The sequence below is a fragment of the Streptomyces sp. NBC_00057 genome (assembly GCF_045041165.1).
GTDB lineage: Bacteria > Actinomycetota > Actinomycetes > Streptomycetales > Streptomycetaceae > Streptomyces.
Window position 1 is genome coordinate 227,468 of record NZ_CP108256.1, and the last position, 17,907, is coordinate 245,374.

Annotated in this window: 14 protein-coding genes and 2 pseudogenes; 9 read left to right on the top strand and 7 right to left on the bottom strand. The window is 67.5% G+C overall.

The features are described 5' to 3' along the window. The first annotated feature begins 24 nt into the window (after positions 1–24). Both OG953_RS01070 and OG953_RS01075 read left to right on the top strand, forming a co-directional pair. Entirely contained in the window at positions 25–1,359 is a 1,335-nt protein-coding gene (locus OG953_RS01070) for a GH1 family beta-glucosidase (protein ID WP_405681949.1), read from the top strand. 149 nt (positions 1,360–1,508) lie between these two features. Next, a pseudogene (locus OG953_RS01075) lies at positions 1,509–2,734 on the top strand (IS30 family transposase). Positions 2,735–2,755: 21 nt separating this feature from the next. On the opposite strand, the gene OG953_RS01080 reads toward OG953_RS01075, so the two are convergent. After that, the gene (locus OG953_RS01080) at positions 2,756–3,202 is read right to left on the bottom strand and encodes a pyridoxamine 5'-phosphate oxidase family protein (RefSeq protein WP_405681950.1); all 447 of its coding nucleotides are present in this window, start codon (positions 3,200–3,202) and stop codon (positions 2,756–2,758) included. A 168-nt stretch (positions 3,203–3,370) separates the two neighbouring features. Between OG953_RS01080 and OG953_RS01085 the strand changes: the two genes are divergently transcribed. Beyond that, a complete protein-coding gene (locus OG953_RS01085; RefSeq protein WP_405681951.1) occupies positions 3,371–4,381 on the top strand; it encodes a transposase in 1,011 nt (336 codons plus the stop codon). Between the two features lie 472 nt (positions 4,382–4,853). Next, complete coding sequence (locus tag OG953_RS01090; RefSeq protein WP_405681952.1) at positions 4,854–5,567, top strand: tectonin domain-containing protein; 714 nt, start codon at positions 4,854–4,856, stop codon at positions 5,565–5,567. Here OG953_RS01090 and OG953_RS01095 read toward each other — a convergent pair. Both OG953_RS01095 and OG953_RS01100 read right to left on the bottom strand, forming a co-directional pair. Beyond that, positions 5,537–5,920: a hypothetical protein gene (locus OG953_RS01095; protein ID WP_405681954.1), complete on the bottom strand. Its 384-nt coding sequence runs from the start codon at positions 5,918–5,920 to the stop codon at positions 5,537–5,539. The genes OG953_RS01090 and OG953_RS01095 overlap by 31 nt on opposite strands. Positions 5,921–5,922: 2 nt before the next feature. Beyond that, positions 5,923–6,795, bottom strand: coding sequence for a hypothetical protein (locus tag OG953_RS01100; RefSeq protein ID WP_405681955.1), 873 nt, complete (start codon positions 6,793–6,795; stop codon positions 5,923–5,925). A 621-nt stretch (positions 6,796–7,416) separates the two neighbouring features. On the opposite strand from OG953_RS01100, the gene OG953_RS01105 reads away from it, so the two are divergent. Then, on the top strand, positions 7,417–9,288 hold the full coding sequence (locus OG953_RS01105) for a prenyltransferase/squalene oxidase repeat-containing protein (RefSeq protein ID WP_405681956.1): 1,872 nt from the start codon (positions 7,417–7,419) through the stop codon (positions 9,286–9,288). A 752-nt stretch (positions 9,289–10,040) separates the two neighbouring features. Here the strand turns inward: OG953_RS01105 and ltrA are convergent. Both ltrA and OG953_RS01115 read right to left on the bottom strand, forming a co-directional pair. Continuing rightward, positions 10,041–11,435 (bottom strand): group II intron reverse transcriptase/maturase, encoded by a 1,395-nt coding sequence (ltrA, locus tag OG953_RS01110; protein WP_405681812.1) that lies wholly within the window; start codon positions 11,433–11,435, stop codon positions 10,041–10,043. A 709-nt stretch (positions 11,436–12,144) separates the two neighbouring features. Beyond that, positions 12,145–13,533, bottom strand: a complete 1,389-nt coding sequence (locus OG953_RS01115) for an IS1380 family transposase (RefSeq protein ID WP_405681957.1) — start codon at positions 13,531–13,533, stop codon at positions 12,145–12,147. A 1,123-nt stretch (positions 13,534–14,656) separates the two neighbouring features. On the opposite strand from OG953_RS01115, the gene OG953_RS01120 reads away from it, so the two are divergent. Beyond that, positions 14,657–14,863: a hypothetical protein gene (locus tag OG953_RS01120; protein ID WP_405681959.1), complete on the top strand. Its 207-nt coding sequence runs from the start codon at positions 14,657–14,659 to the stop codon at positions 14,861–14,863. A 22-nt stretch (positions 14,864–14,885) separates the two neighbouring features. Continuing rightward, a complete protein-coding gene (locus OG953_RS01125) occupies positions 14,886–15,695 on the top strand; it encodes a hypothetical protein (protein WP_405681960.1) in 810 nt (269 codons plus the stop codon). Between the two features lie 343 nt (positions 15,696–16,038). Here OG953_RS01125 and OG953_RS01130 read toward each other — a convergent pair. Further along, positions 16,039–16,485, bottom strand: a pseudogene (locus tag OG953_RS01130) (transposase); the annotation flags it as partial. Between the two features lie 96 nt (positions 16,486–16,581). Continuing rightward, a complete protein-coding gene (locus OG953_RS01135) occupies positions 16,582–16,896 on the bottom strand; it encodes a hypothetical protein (protein WP_405681962.1) in 315 nt (104 codons plus the stop codon). A 129-nt stretch (positions 16,897–17,025) separates the two neighbouring features. On the opposite strand from OG953_RS01135, the gene OG953_RS01140 reads away from it, so the two are divergent. Together OG953_RS01140 and OG953_RS01145 are read left to right on the top strand one after the other, a co-directional pair. Then, positions 17,026–17,271 carry a hypothetical protein gene (locus OG953_RS01140; protein WP_405681964.1) on the top strand — a complete coding sequence of 82 codons (246 nt, stop codon included), beginning with the start codon at positions 17,026–17,028 and terminating at the stop codon, positions 17,269–17,271. Further along, positions 17,268–17,861 (top strand): DUF6262 family protein, encoded by a 594-nt coding sequence (locus tag OG953_RS01145; RefSeq protein ID WP_405681965.1) that lies wholly within the window; start codon positions 17,268–17,270, stop codon positions 17,859–17,861. Before OG953_RS01140 ends, OG953_RS01145 begins: the two co-directional genes overlap by 4 nt. Positions 17,862–17,907: the final 46 nt, after the last annotated feature.

Genomic DNA, 17,907 nt, shown 5'->3' on the forward strand with positions numbered 1-17,907 from the left:
TGCTCATGTTTCAGGAGGTTAGACGTGACACTGGACCATCTCCCCGCGGACTTCATCTGGGGCGCCTCGACGGCGTCGTATCAGATCGAGGGCGCCACCAAGGAGGACGGCCGCGGACCCTCGGTATGGGACACCTTCACCGCGCGGCCAGGCACAATCCGCGACGGGCACACCGGTGACGTGGCCTGCGACCATTACCACCGGTACGAGGAGGACATCGCGCTGATGGCCGAGGCGGGCCTCACCGGCTACCGCTTCTCCATCGCCTGGCCCCGGATCCAGCCGACCGGCACAGGCGAGGTCAATCCCCGGGGTCTGGACTTCTATGACCGGCTGGTCGACGGCCTGCTCGCACGCGGCATCGAACCTGTCCCGACCCTGTTCCACTGGGACCTCCCGCAGGGCCTGGAGGACAGCGGCGGCTGGCTGAACCGCGACACCGCGCACCGCTTCGCCGAGTACGCCGCCATCATGGCCGACAGGCTGGGCGACCGCGTCCAGAAGTGGATCACACTCAACGAGCCGTTCATCCACATGGTCTGGGGCTACGGTCTCGGCACTCACGCACCGGGCCGCACCCTGTTCCTGGACTGCCTGCCGGTCGCCCACCATCAACTGCTCGGCCATGGCCTGGCGCTGAGGGAGCTGCGGGCGCGCGGCCTCCAGGTGATGATCGCCAACAACTGCACCCCGGTCTGGCCCGCTTCGGACTCCCCCGCCGACCACGCCGCCGCCCGAGCCTATGACAACCTGCACAACCGCCTGTTCAACGACCCGATCCTGACGGGCACCTACCCGGACCTGTCGGACTTCGGCGCGGACACGACCCTCGGCGGCTCCGTGCGGGACGGCGATCTCGAACTGATCTCGGCCCCCTTGAGCGCGCTCGGCATCAACTACTACAACCCGACCCGGATCCAGGCGCCGTCGTCCGAGGGACTACCGTTCGAAGAGGCCCCCATCGAGGGCTACCGCCGCACCTCCTTCGACTGGCCCGTCGTCCCCGACGGCCTACGGGAACTGCTCGTCGGCCTCAAGGAGCGCTACCCGGCACTCCCGCCGGTCTACATCACGGAGAACGGCTGCTCGACCGAGGACGTCGTCAACGCGGACGGCACCGTCCTCGACCTCGACCGCATCGACTACTTGGACACCCACCTCCAGGCCGTCGACACCGCCGTGGCCCAGGGCGTGGACGTGCGCGGCTACTTCACCTGGACCCTGATGGACAACTTCGAATGGGCCGAGGGCTTCCACCAGCGCTTCGGTCTCGTCCACGTCGACCACGACACCCAGGTCCGCACCCCGAAGGCGTCCTTCGCGTGGTACCGCGACCTCATCCGTGCTCAGCGCGGTTGAGCCGCCCGCCGGAATCGCGTCGCGGATTGCGTACTCGCGGGGTGGTGAGCTCCGGCACGTCACGCTGACGCCTCGTCATGCTCCGGGTGTGTGCCCCCCTCCACCTTGAGTTCTAGCGGTCGTCGCAACACCCCAGCTCAAGGGGTGCGATGGACTTCGAGATCCGCAAGGACAGGAGTGGCGGGGGCGGCCGACGGCTGACGCGTGAGCGGGAGGTATATCTCCAGCTCGTGCGCCAGGGCTACAGCAGCAGAGAAGCCTGCCGGATCATCGGCATCAACTTGCGGACCGGCAAGCGGTGGCGGAACGGACACCACTCGCCGACCCACGGAAAGCCGAAGCCTCCCATTCATGTGGAGGCTTCGGCTTCCGGCCCCTCGCGGTACCTCCGGGAAGAGGACCGCATCCACATCGCCGACCGGCTGCGGGAGAAGGCGTCGGTGCGGCAGATCGCACGCGAGCTGGGCCGCAGCCCGTCGACCATCAGCCGGGAGATACGCCGCAACGGCGCCCTGTGGCGGGGCGACCAGCGGACTTACCGGCCCCACGCCGCCCAGCGCCGCGCCGAGCAACGCCGTCCCCGCCCCAAGACCGGCAAGATCGGCCGGAACAGCGAACTGCGCGAGTTCATTCAGGACCACCTCGTGCTCCGCTGGAGTCCGGAACAGATCTGCCAGGATCTGCGAGCACGCTTCCCCGACCGGCCGGAGATGCACGTGGTCCACGAAACGATCTACCAGGCCCTCTATGTCCAGGGCCGCGGAGAACTCCGCCGCGAACTCACCAAGGCCCTGCGCACCGGGCGGGCCATGCGCCGGCCGCACCGCCAGTCCTACAAGCGCCAGCCCCGGGCAATCAAGGACATGGTGATGATCAGCGACCGGCCCGCCGAAGCTGCCGACCGGGCCGTCCCCGGCCACTGGGAAGGCGACCTCATCATCGGCAAGAACGGCAAGTCCGCGATCGCACGCTCGTCGAGCGCACCACCCGATACGTGATGCTTGCCCACCTGCCCGACGGCCACAGTGCGGCCAGCACCCGCGACGCCCTCGTCGAGACGGTGAAGACGCTCCCGCCCCACTTGCGACGTTCCCTGACCTGGGACCAGGGCTCGGAAATGGCCTCTCACCAGGCGTTCACCATCGCCACGGACATCCCGGTCTACTTCTGCAACCCGGCCAGCCCCTGGCAACGCGGCTCGAACGAGAACACGAACGGCGTACTGCGGCAGTACTTCCCCAAGGGCACGGACCTGACCGTCCACAGTCGCGAGCACCTGAACGCTGTCGCCGCCGAACTCAACAGCCGCCCACGCAAATCGCTCGGCTGGGAAACCCCAGCCGAGCGCCTGTCGAGACTTCTGACCACAGCGTGATCGCTCAGATCGCAGTCCGCTTCACTCAGCGTCTCCTACGGCCGCATAGCTCAGATCGTGCGCTGTCAGAGACGAGGGCACCAGCCTCAGCCAGACCGTGCCCCGCACCTTTGGATCATCGCGCAGGTAGTGGACGAAGCGCGTGTCCCACCGGGACTCGTCCGGACCCAAATATCGGACCAGCTTGCGGCGGCCACGGGCGACATCGAAGGGAACAAGTTCAGCACGCCCCCGAGCAATGACCTGACGGACAAGGCCAGTGGCGACGTCACACACGTCCACCACAAGGGCGATCCGTGGGTCTGCGCTCACCCGGTGGAAGAGCTTGGCCCATGGCCCAGTCAGTATCCAGAAGGCACCCTCCTCCCACACGAACCACACGGGCCGCACGGTCGGCCCGTCAGTCGCCACGCGGGCGGTGAGTGGCTGGCTGAGGAAAACATCAATGTCAAAGGGCGAAGACGTCACGCCTCCATGGTCGTTCTCCTGTCTGCGACCGGACACCCCGACCTTTGACCTACGTCCCTCAGGGCAAGCGGTGCCTGCCAACTCACTAGCGGTGGTTTGTTGACGGCGGGTCAGGGCCGTAGTAGGCCGGTAGCAGAGGAACGTCGCCTCGCCGCCTGGGGGCTTGTGATGACTCGCCGTCTGCCGTGTCCGCCCGCTCCGGGCGGACTGGAAGCCTACACCGCGCGCTTCGATGACCTGCTCTCGACGTTGGCACAGCGCCGCGGGTTCCGCGAGTACCTCGCGGGACTGCTGCTGCCGCGGGACCGGAACAAGACCCTGACCTGCCTGGCCGGCGCCGAACCCGTCGTCGGGGCCCAGCGCGCCTCGGTACAGCGGCTGCAGTTCTTCCTGTCCGAGTTGTCCTGGGACCACGAGCAGGTCAACGCCCGCCGACTGGAACTGCTGCTGACCGATGCCGCGACCGCCCCGCACCCAGGCGGGGTGCTGGTGATCGACGACTCGGGCGACCGCAAGGACGGCAAGGCGACCGCGCACATCGGACGGCAGTGGCTGGGCCGGCTGGGCAAGACCGACAACGGCATCGTCACCGTGACCACCTGCTGGGCCGATGAGAACCTCTACTACCCGCTGCACGCCGTGCCCTACAGCCCCGCCCATCACTTCCCCAAGGGCAAGAGCGACCCCGGCTTCCGCACCAAGCTGCAGATCGCCGCAGAGCTGGCCCGCACCGCGAAGGCTGCCGGGGTGGCCTTCCGGGCCGTGGTCGCCGACTGCGCCTACGGCGACCAGGACGGCTTCCGCAGACAACTCGCCGCGGCAGGACTGCCGTTCGTCATGGCTCTCAAACCGAGCCACGGCACCTGGGCCTACGGCAAGGACGCCTACACTCCCGTCCATGCCGCCCACGCCTTGACCTGGACGGACCCCGAGCACCCGGGTGACTGGACCGCCGTCGAGCGAACCTTCCGCGACGGACACACCGAGACCTGGTGGGCCGCCGACGCGACCCAATCCGCTCGCCAACTGCGGTGCATAGCGCCGCAAGCAAGGCGCTACGCGTCAGCAGGCCAGCACCACCGGCTGCGGCCGGTGAACATCGGCTCCCGCCGCGGGCAGCGGGACACGGGCGGCCTGTTGAGGACGTCGCCTCAGCGAAGGGTCAGGGAGATCCGGTAACCGCCAGAGACCCGTCTTTCGTCCTTCGGGTCTCCTTGAGTGTCAGTTGTGGAGAGGAGAAGAGCAGCGCAGCGCACTGCTGCGGTACAGCTCGTACTGATACGACGTGGTCCGCTCCAGGTCGCGCCGCTGCATTCACCCCAAGACGGCGGAGCGCTGGGCAGCTTTCGCCGGCGGGAGTTGGACCGGCTACTTGGCCATCGTCCGAATGAAGGCCCGCCAGGAGAAATCCGGGTCGTCCAGGTCGGAGGCATGAACCGGCACTCGTGTCGATCCCCCCTGGGCGGGACAGCACTTCCAGCCGAAATACTCCCGGCCGAGCCGCTCCAGCCCTCCGCCCCGCAAGGCGAAAAGAACTGAAACATTGATTTACTGGCTTGTTTGGTAATAGAGCAAGCATTCACCAGCCTTATCAGCTCATCAAATCCTCGAAGATGGCAGCCAGCACCGGTTCGATGAAGGGGATTTCGGCATGGCGGATTGGGTGAAGGTCGCAGGCAGTCTCACCGCGATTTCGGCGGGGTCCAGGACAACCGTGTGGGGTGTGAACGCGGCGAGCAGCATCTACCGGTACACCAACTACGACGCCAACCCGTGGATCAACATCGTGGGGGCGCTGAGTGACATCGGCGCTGCGGCGGACGGCACCGTATGGGGTGTCAACGGCGGCAACCAGATCTTCCGGTATGCCGGGGACCAGGGGGCTTCGAACCCGTGGGTGAACATCTCCGGCAGCCTGGTCCGTATCGACGCGGGGTCCAGGACGAACGTGTGGGGGGTCGACTCCGCCAGCGCCATCTACCGGTACACCAACTACGACACCAGCCCCTGGATCAAGATCCCCGGGGCGCTGAGTGACATCGGCGCTGCGGCGGACGGCACCGTATGGGGTGTCAACGGCGGCAACCAGATCTTCCGGTACACCGGAGACCAGGACAGTTCGAACCCATGGGTGAACGTCTCCGGCAGCCTCAAGCGCATCGCGGTGGGCTCCCGGACGAACGTGTGGGGCGTCGATCCCGCCGGCAGCATCTACCGATACACCAACAACGACGCCAGCGGCGTCAACCCGTGGATCAAGATCCCCGGCACCGCCACCGACATCGCCGCTGGCGCCGACGGCACCGTATGGCACATCAACAGCGGCAACGAGATCTACCGGTACACCGGAGACCAGCCGAGCTGATTCCCGCTCCGCCATCCTTGCGGGCCCCTGTCCGAGACAGGCCGGGGGCCCGCACTCGTGCCTGTGTCATTCTCCTCGGGCACCTCGCGGGTGTCCGAGACGGCGACCATGGTCCCGTGCCGGGTGCCGATCATCCCGATCGTGGTGGCCTTCCAGCCGAGCTGCCGGGCTGCTTTGCGCATCGCGGCCCGGATCAGCTCCACTCCGCCCAGCCCGACGGCCTCTTCATCGTCAAGGTTCACCTGGTACGAACCGCCGTAGCCGCCGCCGTTCTCGGGGCAGGCGCGGCGCAGCAGCGGCACCAGGGCGTCGGCCATGGCGATGCAGCGGGGGTCTTTTGCGTACGAGGCCATCGTCAGTTCCTTCGCGCCGGGCCGGTGAGGTGCGGCCACAGCAGCTTGAGGTCGCGGGCAACTCGCTCGGCCAGGACGACGGGGTCGTTCGCCGTCCATTGGTGTGCTGTGCCGAGCGCGTCGTCGTCCTTGGCCCTGGACGTGCTCTTCCCAGGGAACACGCCCGCCTCCACGCGGGCGGTGCAGGTCGACGGGGCCGGCGGGCGGGGCAGAAACAGCAGCGGGTGGTGCGGGGTGAAGCCGAAGTGGCCGAGGCATGCTGTGGGCTCTTCGTCGAAAAGCTGAGGTTCGCTCCACAGGCCGACGGTGACAACGAGCCAGGTGTGGGGGCGGTCCGGGTCGTTGCACAGCCACAGGTCGAACGTGCCGACCAGCAGGTCCTTCTCCCCCTTCCAGGCCTTCGCCCGTGGATCGAGTGCGTCGGCCCCGTCTTGGCGCAGCGGCATCAGGGCTCGCTCGAACGGGGCGATCAGGTCGTCGTAGGCGCCGCGCATGGCGCTGCTGGCCGCGTGGTCGACGGTCCGTTCCTGGTCGGGGACGATCTCCCAGTGCGGGAGGTCGGGCAGCTGCCCGGCCAGGTAGCGGTGCAGCCGGTCCACGGCGACCGGAAGGCCGTTCTCGCCGCGGCGGGCGTGCTCGGCCGCCGGCACGCGGACCCACCAGACGTAGTACGGGACGTCGTCCTCGGAGGTGTCGTCGTCGCAGCAGTCCTCATACACACAGCCCAACGAGGCGGCGAGCTCCGTCATCGGCTGACGGGCGCGCTCCGCCAGGTCCGGCGTCCGGCCGGAGGACTCAAACGATGAGACGACGCGCGCTTCGGGGGCGTGGATGTTGATCCGCCACACCACCCACTCGAAGTCCTCATTCTCCATGGTGGAACCCCTGCCGTACCCGGCCAACGTCCCCCTCCCCTGCGTCGCCCTGCTCCGACAGGCCAGTACATCAAGGCCCACGACAACGCCGGGAACGTTCGCAGACACCGGCCCCCGGAAGAGCGACGCGCGGGCGCCGCCCAACCTCGCATCCGGGTGGGTGAACACCGCGCCGCCGACATCGACGCCCTGCCCGCCGCACGGACCGAGGTCGACTGAAAGCAGCTGCGCGGTCGAGAAAGGCCGGCGCTCCCCGATCGCCTCCCTTCGTCCGGTACCGGAGGCGGCACCGGTGTGAACCGGCGATCACCGACGCGGCGCAGCGGCACGATCACGCCTCTGCCCGGGAGGGGCGAATGAGGAGGAACCTCTCTCCTGCAGAGCGAGGTGTCGCCGCCGGGGCGGTGCTGACTCAGGGGGTGTGACCTGCCCGAACACCGCTGCCCGCTCCGGACCCCGGCAACCTTGTGGGCGCCTCGTTGCGCAACCCGTTGCGCGACTCGTCAGCACCATCGTTACGCAACCCGTTGTGCGGACCAGGCGCCGTTCGGCTCCCACGTGGCCGCTCTCGCTCCTGCGTCGGTGCCGAGTTCGTCCGGACGACGGGCGTGGGTCTGTGTGTTGGCATTACCAGATGCGCTGGTGCGGGAGCGGGGCGTCGGGCGGGGTGAGGCGGCGGCGATCACCCGCGCGATGGTCGAGGAGAGGCTGGACGATTTCGAGCCGGCTGCGGGGCGGCTCGCTGATTCGAATCCGCATGCCGGGGACGTCCGTTCGCGGATCGACCGTGTGCGTACGTTCCTGTACGGGGCGGTGGCCTGGCAGTACGAGAGCCGGCGCTACCGCGCCACGCTCCCCGTACAACGTGCACCGGGCGAACTCGCGGAGGACCCGGTGGAGAGCGCCGCCGTCCGACTGGAACGCCGACTGGCACTGGCGGTGGCGCCGGACGGGGCGTTGCCTGACCGGTGCGCGGGCCGGGTTCTTGAGACGACGCTGCTCCTCGCTCTGCTCCGCGCGCACCGCACCCACCCGGAAGAGCAGCGTGAACTGACGTGCTGGCTCGGAGAGCGACGCGCCGGCGCCGACCCGCTCGATGCCCTGCTCATCGACGCCGTCCTGCGCCCCCAGGTCCTGCCGGCCGACGCCGCCGACGCGGCAGCCCCCTTCGCCGACCACCTCGTGTCCTCAACGGGCGGCCGGGGCCGGCTCAAGCGCAGCATGCTCCATGCCGTACTGCACGTGCTCGGAGGCCTGGGGCTGAACGCCGAGGACATCCCGCCCGCGGCTTTTGCTGGCGCGCTGTCCACCTTCACCCTGGCCAACCTCCTGGCCGTACGCATCGTCTACGCCCAGGCGACCGACCATCCGCACGCGGTCTCAAGCAGTGAACGTTTCCAGCTTGCCGATGTACTGGAGGACGGGAGTGGACGACTGCTGTGGGAGGCCAGCGCCGCCACCCACCTTCTCGCACTCAACGCCCTGCAGTCCTGCCGGCCAGGCCACCCCGTGGTCGGCCGGGCCGTGACCGGCCTGCTGCTGGCCCGCGACAGCGGCGGCGGGATGCCGTTCCTCGACAGCCAGGACGTATGGCTGTCCGCCGTGGGCGGCCTCGCCTTCCTCAGCCGGCCCGCCCTGCGTCCCTACGCGGTACGGATGGGCACATTCGTCGCCTCCTGGCAAGCTCCTGACGGCGGCTGGCCCTTTGCCAGTGGTATCCGCCAGACCGACGTCGACACCGCCGCCCGCTGTATGGAGTTCCTCCACGCCCTCGACCCGCACCGCTACCGCGCCCACCTCACCCGGGGCGCCGCCTATCTCGCCGCGAAAGCCGGCCCCGAGGGCGGATTGCCTACCTGGCGGGAAGGCGACGACCCCGACCTCGACATGACCGCGGGCGCCGTCCTCGCTCTGGCCCCGCACGCCGCCTACGTGCGGCATGTCACCGCCGCCACTCGCTTCATCCTCGACACCCAGCGCCCCGACGGCACCTGGGACCGGAGCTGGACGCTGAGCGAGTCCAGCGTCATCCTGCGCGCCGTCGACGCCCTGGATGCCGCCAGCCACACCTCCGACTTCAACCCCACGCGGGCCGCCGCCGCGGTCGCTCGCGCCGTGGCACGGCTGACGGCCACTCAGAAACCGGACGGAAGCTGGGGCCGCACACCCGACCACGCCAGCGACACGCTGTCCACCGCCCAGGCCATCCCCGTCCTCGCCCGCTACGGCCCGCCCCACGTCACCGCCGCCGCGACTGCCCACCTGATCTCCCGCCAGGACGACACCGGCCGCTTCCCCGCCCCGCCCGACCAGACGGGCCCGCGCCCCCTGCCCTTCGACTACCCCGTCGTCGCCGACCTCCACGCCCTCGCCACCCTCACCCGGATCCAGCAGCCCCGGCCTGCCCGCAGTGAATCCGGCGCGGGAGGGACACCACCGCCGAAGGAACAGGCCCATGCATATCGCTTCGTCACCGCGAAGGAGCTGGAGTAGTGGTGCTCCACCGCGAATTTATCAACCGCGTACCGCCGAGCATCGAACCCGCCGTCGCTGAGGTGGCGCCAGGAGTGCCGCCTACCGCGCCATCGTTGGCACCAGTCCGAGGCAGTCGGGAGGGACCAGCGCCATCCGCTTCTGGGCGGGCTGCAGAGGGCCCCGGACCAGGAGTGCCGGGCAGCCGATCGTCTCCGCGGTGTGCGGGCCGGCCTCCGCCGGCTCTTCCGCCCGGCGAGTCGCCGACGTGGTGCGTGTCCCGCCAGGCGGGAATCCGGCGCCACGTCCGGTGAGGGAACTACCGGTCGCGCAGCTGGTCGGCCCACTTATGCAGTGGCCCGGCGAGGTCGAGGTTGGTCCCCCGGGAGACGGTCTGCAGCAGTTCGGCTCAGACGGCGGCTTCGGCCGCGTACGTCTGGGTGGTGCCCAGGAAGGGGAAGGGGGAAGGCGTAGCGGACCCGGTCGGCGGCGTCGGGCCGCAGGAGGCTGTAGGCGTAGAGCGTGGCCTGGTCATAGCCCCACGGACCTTGGCCCCAGGCCTCCCAGTCCAGGAGCCGCAGTTCGGGGGCGGTGAGGTTGGCCCAGTGAAGATCGCCGTGGACGGTCGACCAGTGGGTGACCGGCGGGGCTGGGATGCCGAGGAAGGTTGAGTAGGGTCGGGGACTGGCGCGGTGGCCTGTGAGGCTCCGTTTCCAGCCCCCGCCCGTCAAACCGTGCATGCGCTTCTCGCGCACACGGCTTACCGACATCGTTCACCGGCTGGCATGCACCGCCACCCTGCGCACGTTTCCAGACAGGCGAAAGGCTCCGAGCCTGGCGAACCACGCGCCATCGTGGCGCTTGCCCCACTTTCTGCCCGGGATGCCGCGCTTGCGATTGTCGAAGATCGCGAGACGCTCGTGGACGTAGCTGTCGATCGTGGAGAACTTCCCGGCGGAATTGCCGTTACGGAAGTACGCCGCCCAGCCTCGCAGGACCGGGTTCAAGTCGGCGACCACGGCCGACAGCGACCGTCCCACGTGCCGACGGTCGGTCGCCGCCCGGATCTTGTCCCGCAGCACCCCCATCGCCCGCTGAGACGGCCATCGTTGCAGGTGGAACCTGCCACGGCGGCGCCACGATTCCACCTTCCGGTGGTGGAAGCCGAGGAAATCGAAACCCTGCCCACCCCTGGCGAGATGGACGATGCCGGTCTTCTCCGGATGCAGCTGCAACCCGAGGCCGACCAGCACCGTCCCGGCCAGTTCCCGCGCCTGCACGGCACGTTCCCTGGTCGGGCACAGAATCACGAAGTCGTCGCAATACCTCACCAACACCCCGAGCCGGTGCCCGTCTCGCTGCCATGCCACGTCCAGGACGTGCAGAGCAATATTGGCGAGCAACGGTGAGATCGGTGAGCCCTGTGGGGTCCCTGCTCCTGGTGAGCCGGTCGCCCCGTCCTCCAGAACCCCCGCCCGGAGCCACATCCGGATCAGCTTCAACATCGGGCCGTCCACGACGCGCCGGGCCACCTGGGCCACGAGGGCGTCATGCCGAATCGATCCGAAACAGTCGCGGATGTCGGCCTCAAGCACCCACTCCCGGCCCCGGTTCGCCTCCACGCGCACGCTCTCGCACGCGTCAATCGCGGACCGCTTGGGCCTGAACCCATAGCTGACCGGCAGGAAGTCCGCTTCGAAGACCGGTTCGAGAACCAGTTTCGCGGCGGTCATCACCACCCGGTCCGCCACCGTGGGGATCGAGAGCGGCCGGAACTCTCCCGGCCGCCCCGGCTTGGGGATCAGGACCTGCCGCAGCGGTGACGGGCGATACGTATGCGCCCGCAGTTGCTGCGACAAGTCGTTGAGGAACTCCTCCACCCCGGCGGCGGCCACGGCATCGACGGTCACCCCGTCCACGCCGGGAGCGCCCCGGTTCGCACACACGCCGGACCAGGCCCGCCACAAGACATCTCTGCGGGAGACATGGCCGTACAGGGAATGAAACCGACGTTCAGGATCTTGCTTGGCACAGCGGTAGAGCGTCCACTGCAAGGCACGGACCTTGTCCAAAGGCCGGCCATCCAGTCGTGCGACGCCTTCCTTCCGGCGGGCGGAACTAGCCACTCCGGCACTCACCCGAGCCACCTCCTCACACGCGACACGCATCGATGAAGCAGGGGCCCTTCGCTCCTGACGGGTTGTGTTGTCCCGCCGATCGGCACTACTACGACCCCCTCCGACTGCCTCTCGGCAGCCCGCCACTTCCCGGCTCCACCGGTTATAGGCGGGCCCTGCTTCCCGGGCCGCAGACCCGGGGCCGAGGAGGCCCTCTCCAGTTCCCAGGACAACCTTCCGGCCGTTCCACGCCCCTTACGCCGGGAGGTTCTTCGACGCCCGCTCCAGATTCCCAGGCGTCTTCCCTGGCCTTCGCCCTCTAAGGCACGGGCTCGGCTCCTCCTTGGCCCCGCTCACGCGGGTCGGTGCTGACGACGCTGCAGGCTTCACTTGATGTTGCGGACCGGCCGGTTGCGCACCCCCAAGGGGTGATCGTCGCTCCACTTCGACACCGGCCTCTCGACCGATGCCGGGAGCCCCGCTACCGAGGACTCTGGCGTCTCCTCGGACCGGACTTGCACCGGCTGGCTGCCCTGAACTTGTCGCCCGAATTACATCGAACCTCCTTCGCGTCCGACGTTTCGGACTGCTGGACGTACGCCCGGATCCACCGGCTTGATTGTGGTGTGATTGGTTCGGGGTCGTGCAGGGCGTGTCGGGGCTGAGTTGCGGATTCGGGCGTGAGGTGGCCGCTGGTCTGTCCAGCTTTTCCACTTTTCCGCAGGTCTCGGGCCCTTTTGGGCAGGTCGGTCAGGGAGTGTCAGAGGGCTGGTGGCGCGTGCACGATGCTGAAGAGCTGGGTGAAGTCCGTGCTCCAGGGCCAGCGTTCGGGTAGGTGCAGGGTGAGGCGGCGGGCCGAGCGGGCCAGGCGGGCGGGCACGTTGATCAGGTGGTCACGGATGGTGGCGGTGGTCGCTCTGGCATGGAACGTTCCGGCCAGTGCGCCGGCGGCGCGGGTCAGGTTGTGCGCCAGGGCTGCCAGGGCGAGCCACGCGGCATTGGCCTGGAAATGTCCGGAGGGCGCGTGGGCGAAGGCGCTGTTCTTGACATCCGCGATCACCTGCTCGACGACAGCGTGCCGTCGGTGATCACGCTCGGCATTGTTCAAGGAGAGCGGGGAGTCGGTGAACGCGGCGTGGTAGCGCCAGGTGTCAAACAGCGTGCCCTGTCCGGCGGGGACGGCTTCAGCGCTCAGGCGTTTGACGCGGCGCACGATCAGACGGGCGGTGACCTGCTGCTTCTTCGGCTTGGAGGTGAAGGCGGTGTAGCCGGTCTCGGCTATCTCGGCGTCCGAGATCCAGCACTGGCCCTCCTCGTCCCAGACCGCCTGGGGGTACTTGATCGGCGTCCAGGCGCCCTCATCGATGCGGGCGATCGCGGCCTTGACGGAAGCATTCATCCGCACGGTGATGGAGAACCGCGCGCCCAGCGCCCGGCAGGAGTTGACGACATCGGCGCCGTAGAACGCCGAGTCCGCCCGCATCACCAGCAGGCCACTGGCGCCGCAGGCGCGAGCGGTGCGGATGGTCTCGGCGACGAATGCCGCCGCCCCGCGCGCGGAGTTCGATGGTCCCTTGCGCAGCCTCGTGGCGGCGATCACCGGGGCGGCCAGGGGTGTGGAGACGATGCCGAGCAGCGCGTTCAGGCCCTTGACCTTGCTGTATCCGTAACCGGCTCCCTGCTTGGCGTAGCCGTAGGTGCGGCGGATGGTGTCGTCGATGTCCACGTAGGCGACCTGGTCCGCGCCGGGCAGCAGTGGGGTATGACGGGCCAGTTCGGGAAGGAACCGGCGGGCCACGGCGTGGAGTTGCTTCACATGCCCGTGCGTGAAGGAGCGTAGAAACGATCCCAGCGTGGACGGGGCCCGGACCCCGGCAAACAGGCGGCACATCGCGCCGTGCCGCAGGCGGTCCATGTCATCGATGCTGTCGGCGCCCGCGGCCATGCCGCCCACCAGCGACATCACTTTCGCCGCTGGGAAGGCTCCGGTGCCGTCCTTCGATGCGGGCAGCCTGATGAGCTCGTCGGCCAGAGCTGGCAGACCGCACCGCTCGGCCAACCGCACCACCGGCTCCAGCCCGCCGTACGCGATCAGGTTCGGGTCGTCGAACGCGGATGAGACCGCCGCTGCGGCATGGGAAGATTGCATCTCGGAAGTGCCTTGCCGATCGTGCCTGATGTGGTCCTAGAGAAACCCCATCATCGCAGGTCACAAGGCACTTCTTCGTTCCCCGAGAAACTGTCCACAGACATCAAGCCGGTGGATCCAGGCTGAACAGGCAGCCTACCAGCCAAGATCCTTAAGTCACTGGTATTGAGGCTAAAACCGGCTTTCCTCTGCTACGCCCGGGAAACGCCTTACAAGAGAGGCAAAAGCGCACTTACTTATTGCATCCTCGGAAATTCCCCCCATTCCAGAAGGGGCGACACGGTAAAGATCACGCCGATCGGCCGGCTTGAACTAGAAGGCACTTTCGGACAAGTGCGGCAAGACCTCTCGACAAACTACCCATAGGGTACGCTCTTGCGCGCATTTACCTTCGGGGGCATGTGAAGAAAACATAGAGGCGGCGGCATTGCCTCTTCTCTGAGGTAAGTTGATCTCCGCCCTTGGGTTCTTCCTTTACCAGAAGCGCCCGGTCTGGTAATCGATTGACCTGTAGCGAAAGGAGCCCGGCCCCTCCTGTGTCCCGAATCTGGAACGAAGCAAGTCTGCGCGCGAAGGTTTCGGTCGCTACTTTTCTCGCCATCCTGACTTCTCTGTGCGTAGCGATGACCGTCTGGAACCCTTCGGCCGGCGAATCGACTGCGTACGGGGAGGACTACATCAGTCTCTATCTCCGCGATAATCCGGGGATTCCTCCAGTTCTGCCCGTAAGATTGCCGGAGGACGTCCGCTTCCTGGGGTACGACACGACGCGCGTGGAGAGAGGCAGGGTAGTCCTGAGGTCCGCACAATTCGCGGGCAGGCCCTACTCGGCCCATCCGGTGCAGACCGTATGCATCGAATGGGCCCAACAGAAGTCGGAATGCGCTTCGATGATCGGGCAACGAGAAGCGGTTACCCGGAATCTGGAAAACATCCGAGTGACGGTCGTCACCGGTTCTTCCTCAGAGGCATCAGCTGAGGTAACGGACTTCTGGCGGAATGCCTTGCTCACGACCGACCTCGATGATGTCAGGTGGCTCCAGCGATGACTGGGCCGGCAATGCAACGAACCAATCGTTCGCCGCGTGCCGACGTGGCGAAAATGACAAGGAGTCGCATACGTATGCGTAAGATGACTGCGTTTCTGGCGGCTGGGGCCGTGCTGGCGCTGACGCCCCTTTCCTCCGCGACCGCGGAAGAGGCGCCCGCGACCCCGCTTCCCTTCCAGCGTCTGGATGCCTCGACGGCAGAGAAGAAGACCTGGAAGATATCCAAATCCGAATTCGAGTCCGCGCGGAAGCTCCGCCAAGTCGGCGAGATCAGCCGGTGACGAGTCCGGCAAGGCCGACAAGGTGCGCAAGACATTCCTGAAGAAGACCGCGGAGAACGGCACGACGTACGCGGCCGACCAGGTGGACTCCGTCCCGCTCATGGACGGCAAGGTCCATGTGGCCGTTCCTCGTGGGACGACTCTCGACGAAATCAACCTGACTCTGGATGACGGCACGTTCGACGTGACCGCGAAGTCCTCCAGCACAGGTGAGGCGGACCTGGGAAGCCGCTCGGTGCAAGCGGACCCGTCCGCCTGGACGTTGAACGGTTCCGGGGACTATGTCATCAACGTGACCGGCGTTGGTGACGCTCTCTTCCTCTGGAAGCGCGAGCGCCTCCTCGAGGACGGCAGCGCGACCTCCGACTACTACCAGTACTCGCGCAAGGCTTCGGCCGACCCGCAGCCCATCGACTTCCTTCCCGACCCCACCGTGCAGATCCTCCGCATCCAGTCCTACCCCTACGACGAGATCGAGAGCGGCCTGGAGGACTGGGTGGACATGGCCCCGGCGAGTGACATCACGGGCAACTGCGACACCAATGCGATGTCCGTGGGTGTTCAGGCACTGCTCGCCAACGCCGGCTACTCCTTCATCGACTGCGACGACTACACGGTATGGAGGAACGTCGACAAGCCCGGCAGTTACCACATGACCATGGACCAGGGTCTGCTGACCGACAGCGGCTCGCGTGAGGCCGCATACTCGCTCTCCATCAAGGTGAAGCAGGGAACGGCAGGCTCCATGCACGACTTCAACCGGGTCACGTTCTACTGGAACGCAGAAGACTACGAGTGCAGCGAGTACGACGCCGGCAAGGTCTGCCCCTGATCGTCCGGGGCCCCGCCGCACGAGTCTCGAGCATTTAGTGCAGAGGACACGGCTGTCCCCATGACGTCATGAACCCAGAGCTGAAGCCGCGCCCCGGCCACGGAAACTCGGACGGCGCGCGGCTTCAGCATTTCCTGGAACAGACCCAAAGAAGGAAAAAACATGCCTCTCGGCCGGCTTCGTTCACCCTCTCGATCCGCCCCTGGCGGGGCCATCCTGGCTCTTTCGGCAGTGGTCGCCACAGGAACCCACAGCAGCGCCCAGCCGGGCGTTGTCACGTTGTCGGGGGTATAGGCGTCTGGCGGTGGGTCAGGGCGTGGTCGAGGCGGCTGTCGGCTGTCGGTCAGGCCGTGGCGGGCAGGCCGGCGGCGCCGGTGATCTGGTCCCAGATCGTGAAGCGGACGGTCATCTCGAGGCGGTGGTCGGGTGCGGTGCGGTGGTAACGGCCGGGTCGGAAGTGGGGCGAGATGCCGCTGAAGGCGGCCAGGAATCTTTGGGCGCCACCGACGCTGCGGAAGCCCTTCATCGCGCGCTCGCGCTGCCTGGTGGGCTGGTGCGAGTTCTCCGCCCGGTTGTTCAGTCCTTTGTGGGAGCGGTGCTCGACCGAGGGCATCACCTCGCGGTGGGCGGCGCTGTAGGAGCGGAGCTTGTCGGTGACGACCACCCGCGGCACCGTGCCGGTCTCTTTGAGGAGTCTGCGGAAGAAACGCCTGGCCGCGGCCTTGTCGCGGCGGTTCTGGATCAGGATGTCGAGCACGTTGCCGTCGACGTCGACGGCCCGCCACAGGTACTGCATCTCGGAAGTGCCTTGTCGATCGTGCCTGATGTGGTCCTAGAGAAACCCCATCATCGCAGGTCACAAGGCACTTCCTCGTTTCCGTGAGACTCATCCACAGACGTCGAGCCGGTGGATCCAGGTTGAGACTGCGCGGTCGATGTACGCCTGGCGGTCCGCGACGCGGTCGGTGGTGGCGGCCGTCACCTTCTCCAGCGCGCCTTCCAGGGCCGGCCACCAGCCGTCGGGCAACTCCGGCTGGTGGCGAAGGATGGGGTCGGTGGAGATGACCGGCTGGTCCAGACGCTCGCTCAGTTCCGTCCGGTAGGCGGTGCCATCGGCCTCCGTGTCGTGGATGGCCAGTAGCGCGGGCCTGTGCCCACCAAGGACTGCGAACGCCTGCGGGTCGGAGGGGGGCGAGTACACCGGGGTCTCCCGCAAATGGATTGAGGTTCGAGGGGGTGTCGCGCGGCCGTAGGACGGCCTACTGCCAGTCTGTCGGAGCGGCGGCGAGGGCCAGCCAGATCCGGCCTTCCGGGGCGAGTACTGCGATTGGTGACGGTGGTCGGATGCCGACCACCGTCACAGGGCCCGCGGCTACAGCACGTTGCTAACGGCGGCGGCCTGGAGAAGGCCCTGTCCGCCGTCGGCCTCCTGGACGAGGCCCTCGACCTCCGCCGACCGCAGGACTACTTCGGACGCATCTGGGCCACCGCCTTCCAAGCACATGAGCTCGCCCGCCACGAGGACCACGAGGACACTGATGTCCTTCACGACGACGATGGCGCGGAGGCATTGTGACCTCCGCTCCCGGCCAAACAGCAGCGGCGACGGCCGCCCGCCGCCGCCAGATCCAGGACAAACTCGTCCGCGTCGAGAAGGCCATCGGCCAGCTCCGGCGCGAGCGCAGCCGACTCGCCGTCCACGCGATCGCCCAGCGCGCAGGCGTCTCCACCACATTCCTCTACGAGAACGCCGATGCCCGCGGCCTCGTCCAAGCCGCCGTGGCCGACAGCAAAAGCCGCCACGACCGAGTCACCCAGGACGAGCACGAGCGCATCGAGGCATCGTGGCGGGAGCGGGCGCTCAACGCCGAGGAGCAACTGGCTCTATCCCACAACGAGATCCTCACTCAACGGCAGCGGATCGGGGAGCTCATGGGCCAGCTCAGAGACTTCGAACAGATGGTCCCCGGCGAATCTGTCCAACAGCTCACCACCGAGAACACCACCCTCAAACGCCGCGTCCAACAGCTGTCCAAGGAACACCGAGCCTTGCAGGAACGACTCGAAGGCGCCCGCTCCAACCTCCGCTTCGCCGACAAGCGCATCGCTGACCTCGAAGCACAGGTCATCGAGCTTCAGCGGAAGGCGCCACTCATGGAGCACTGAGGAGGTGGGCGACAAATCCGAACCGGCCAGCGGCGGGTCACCGAGC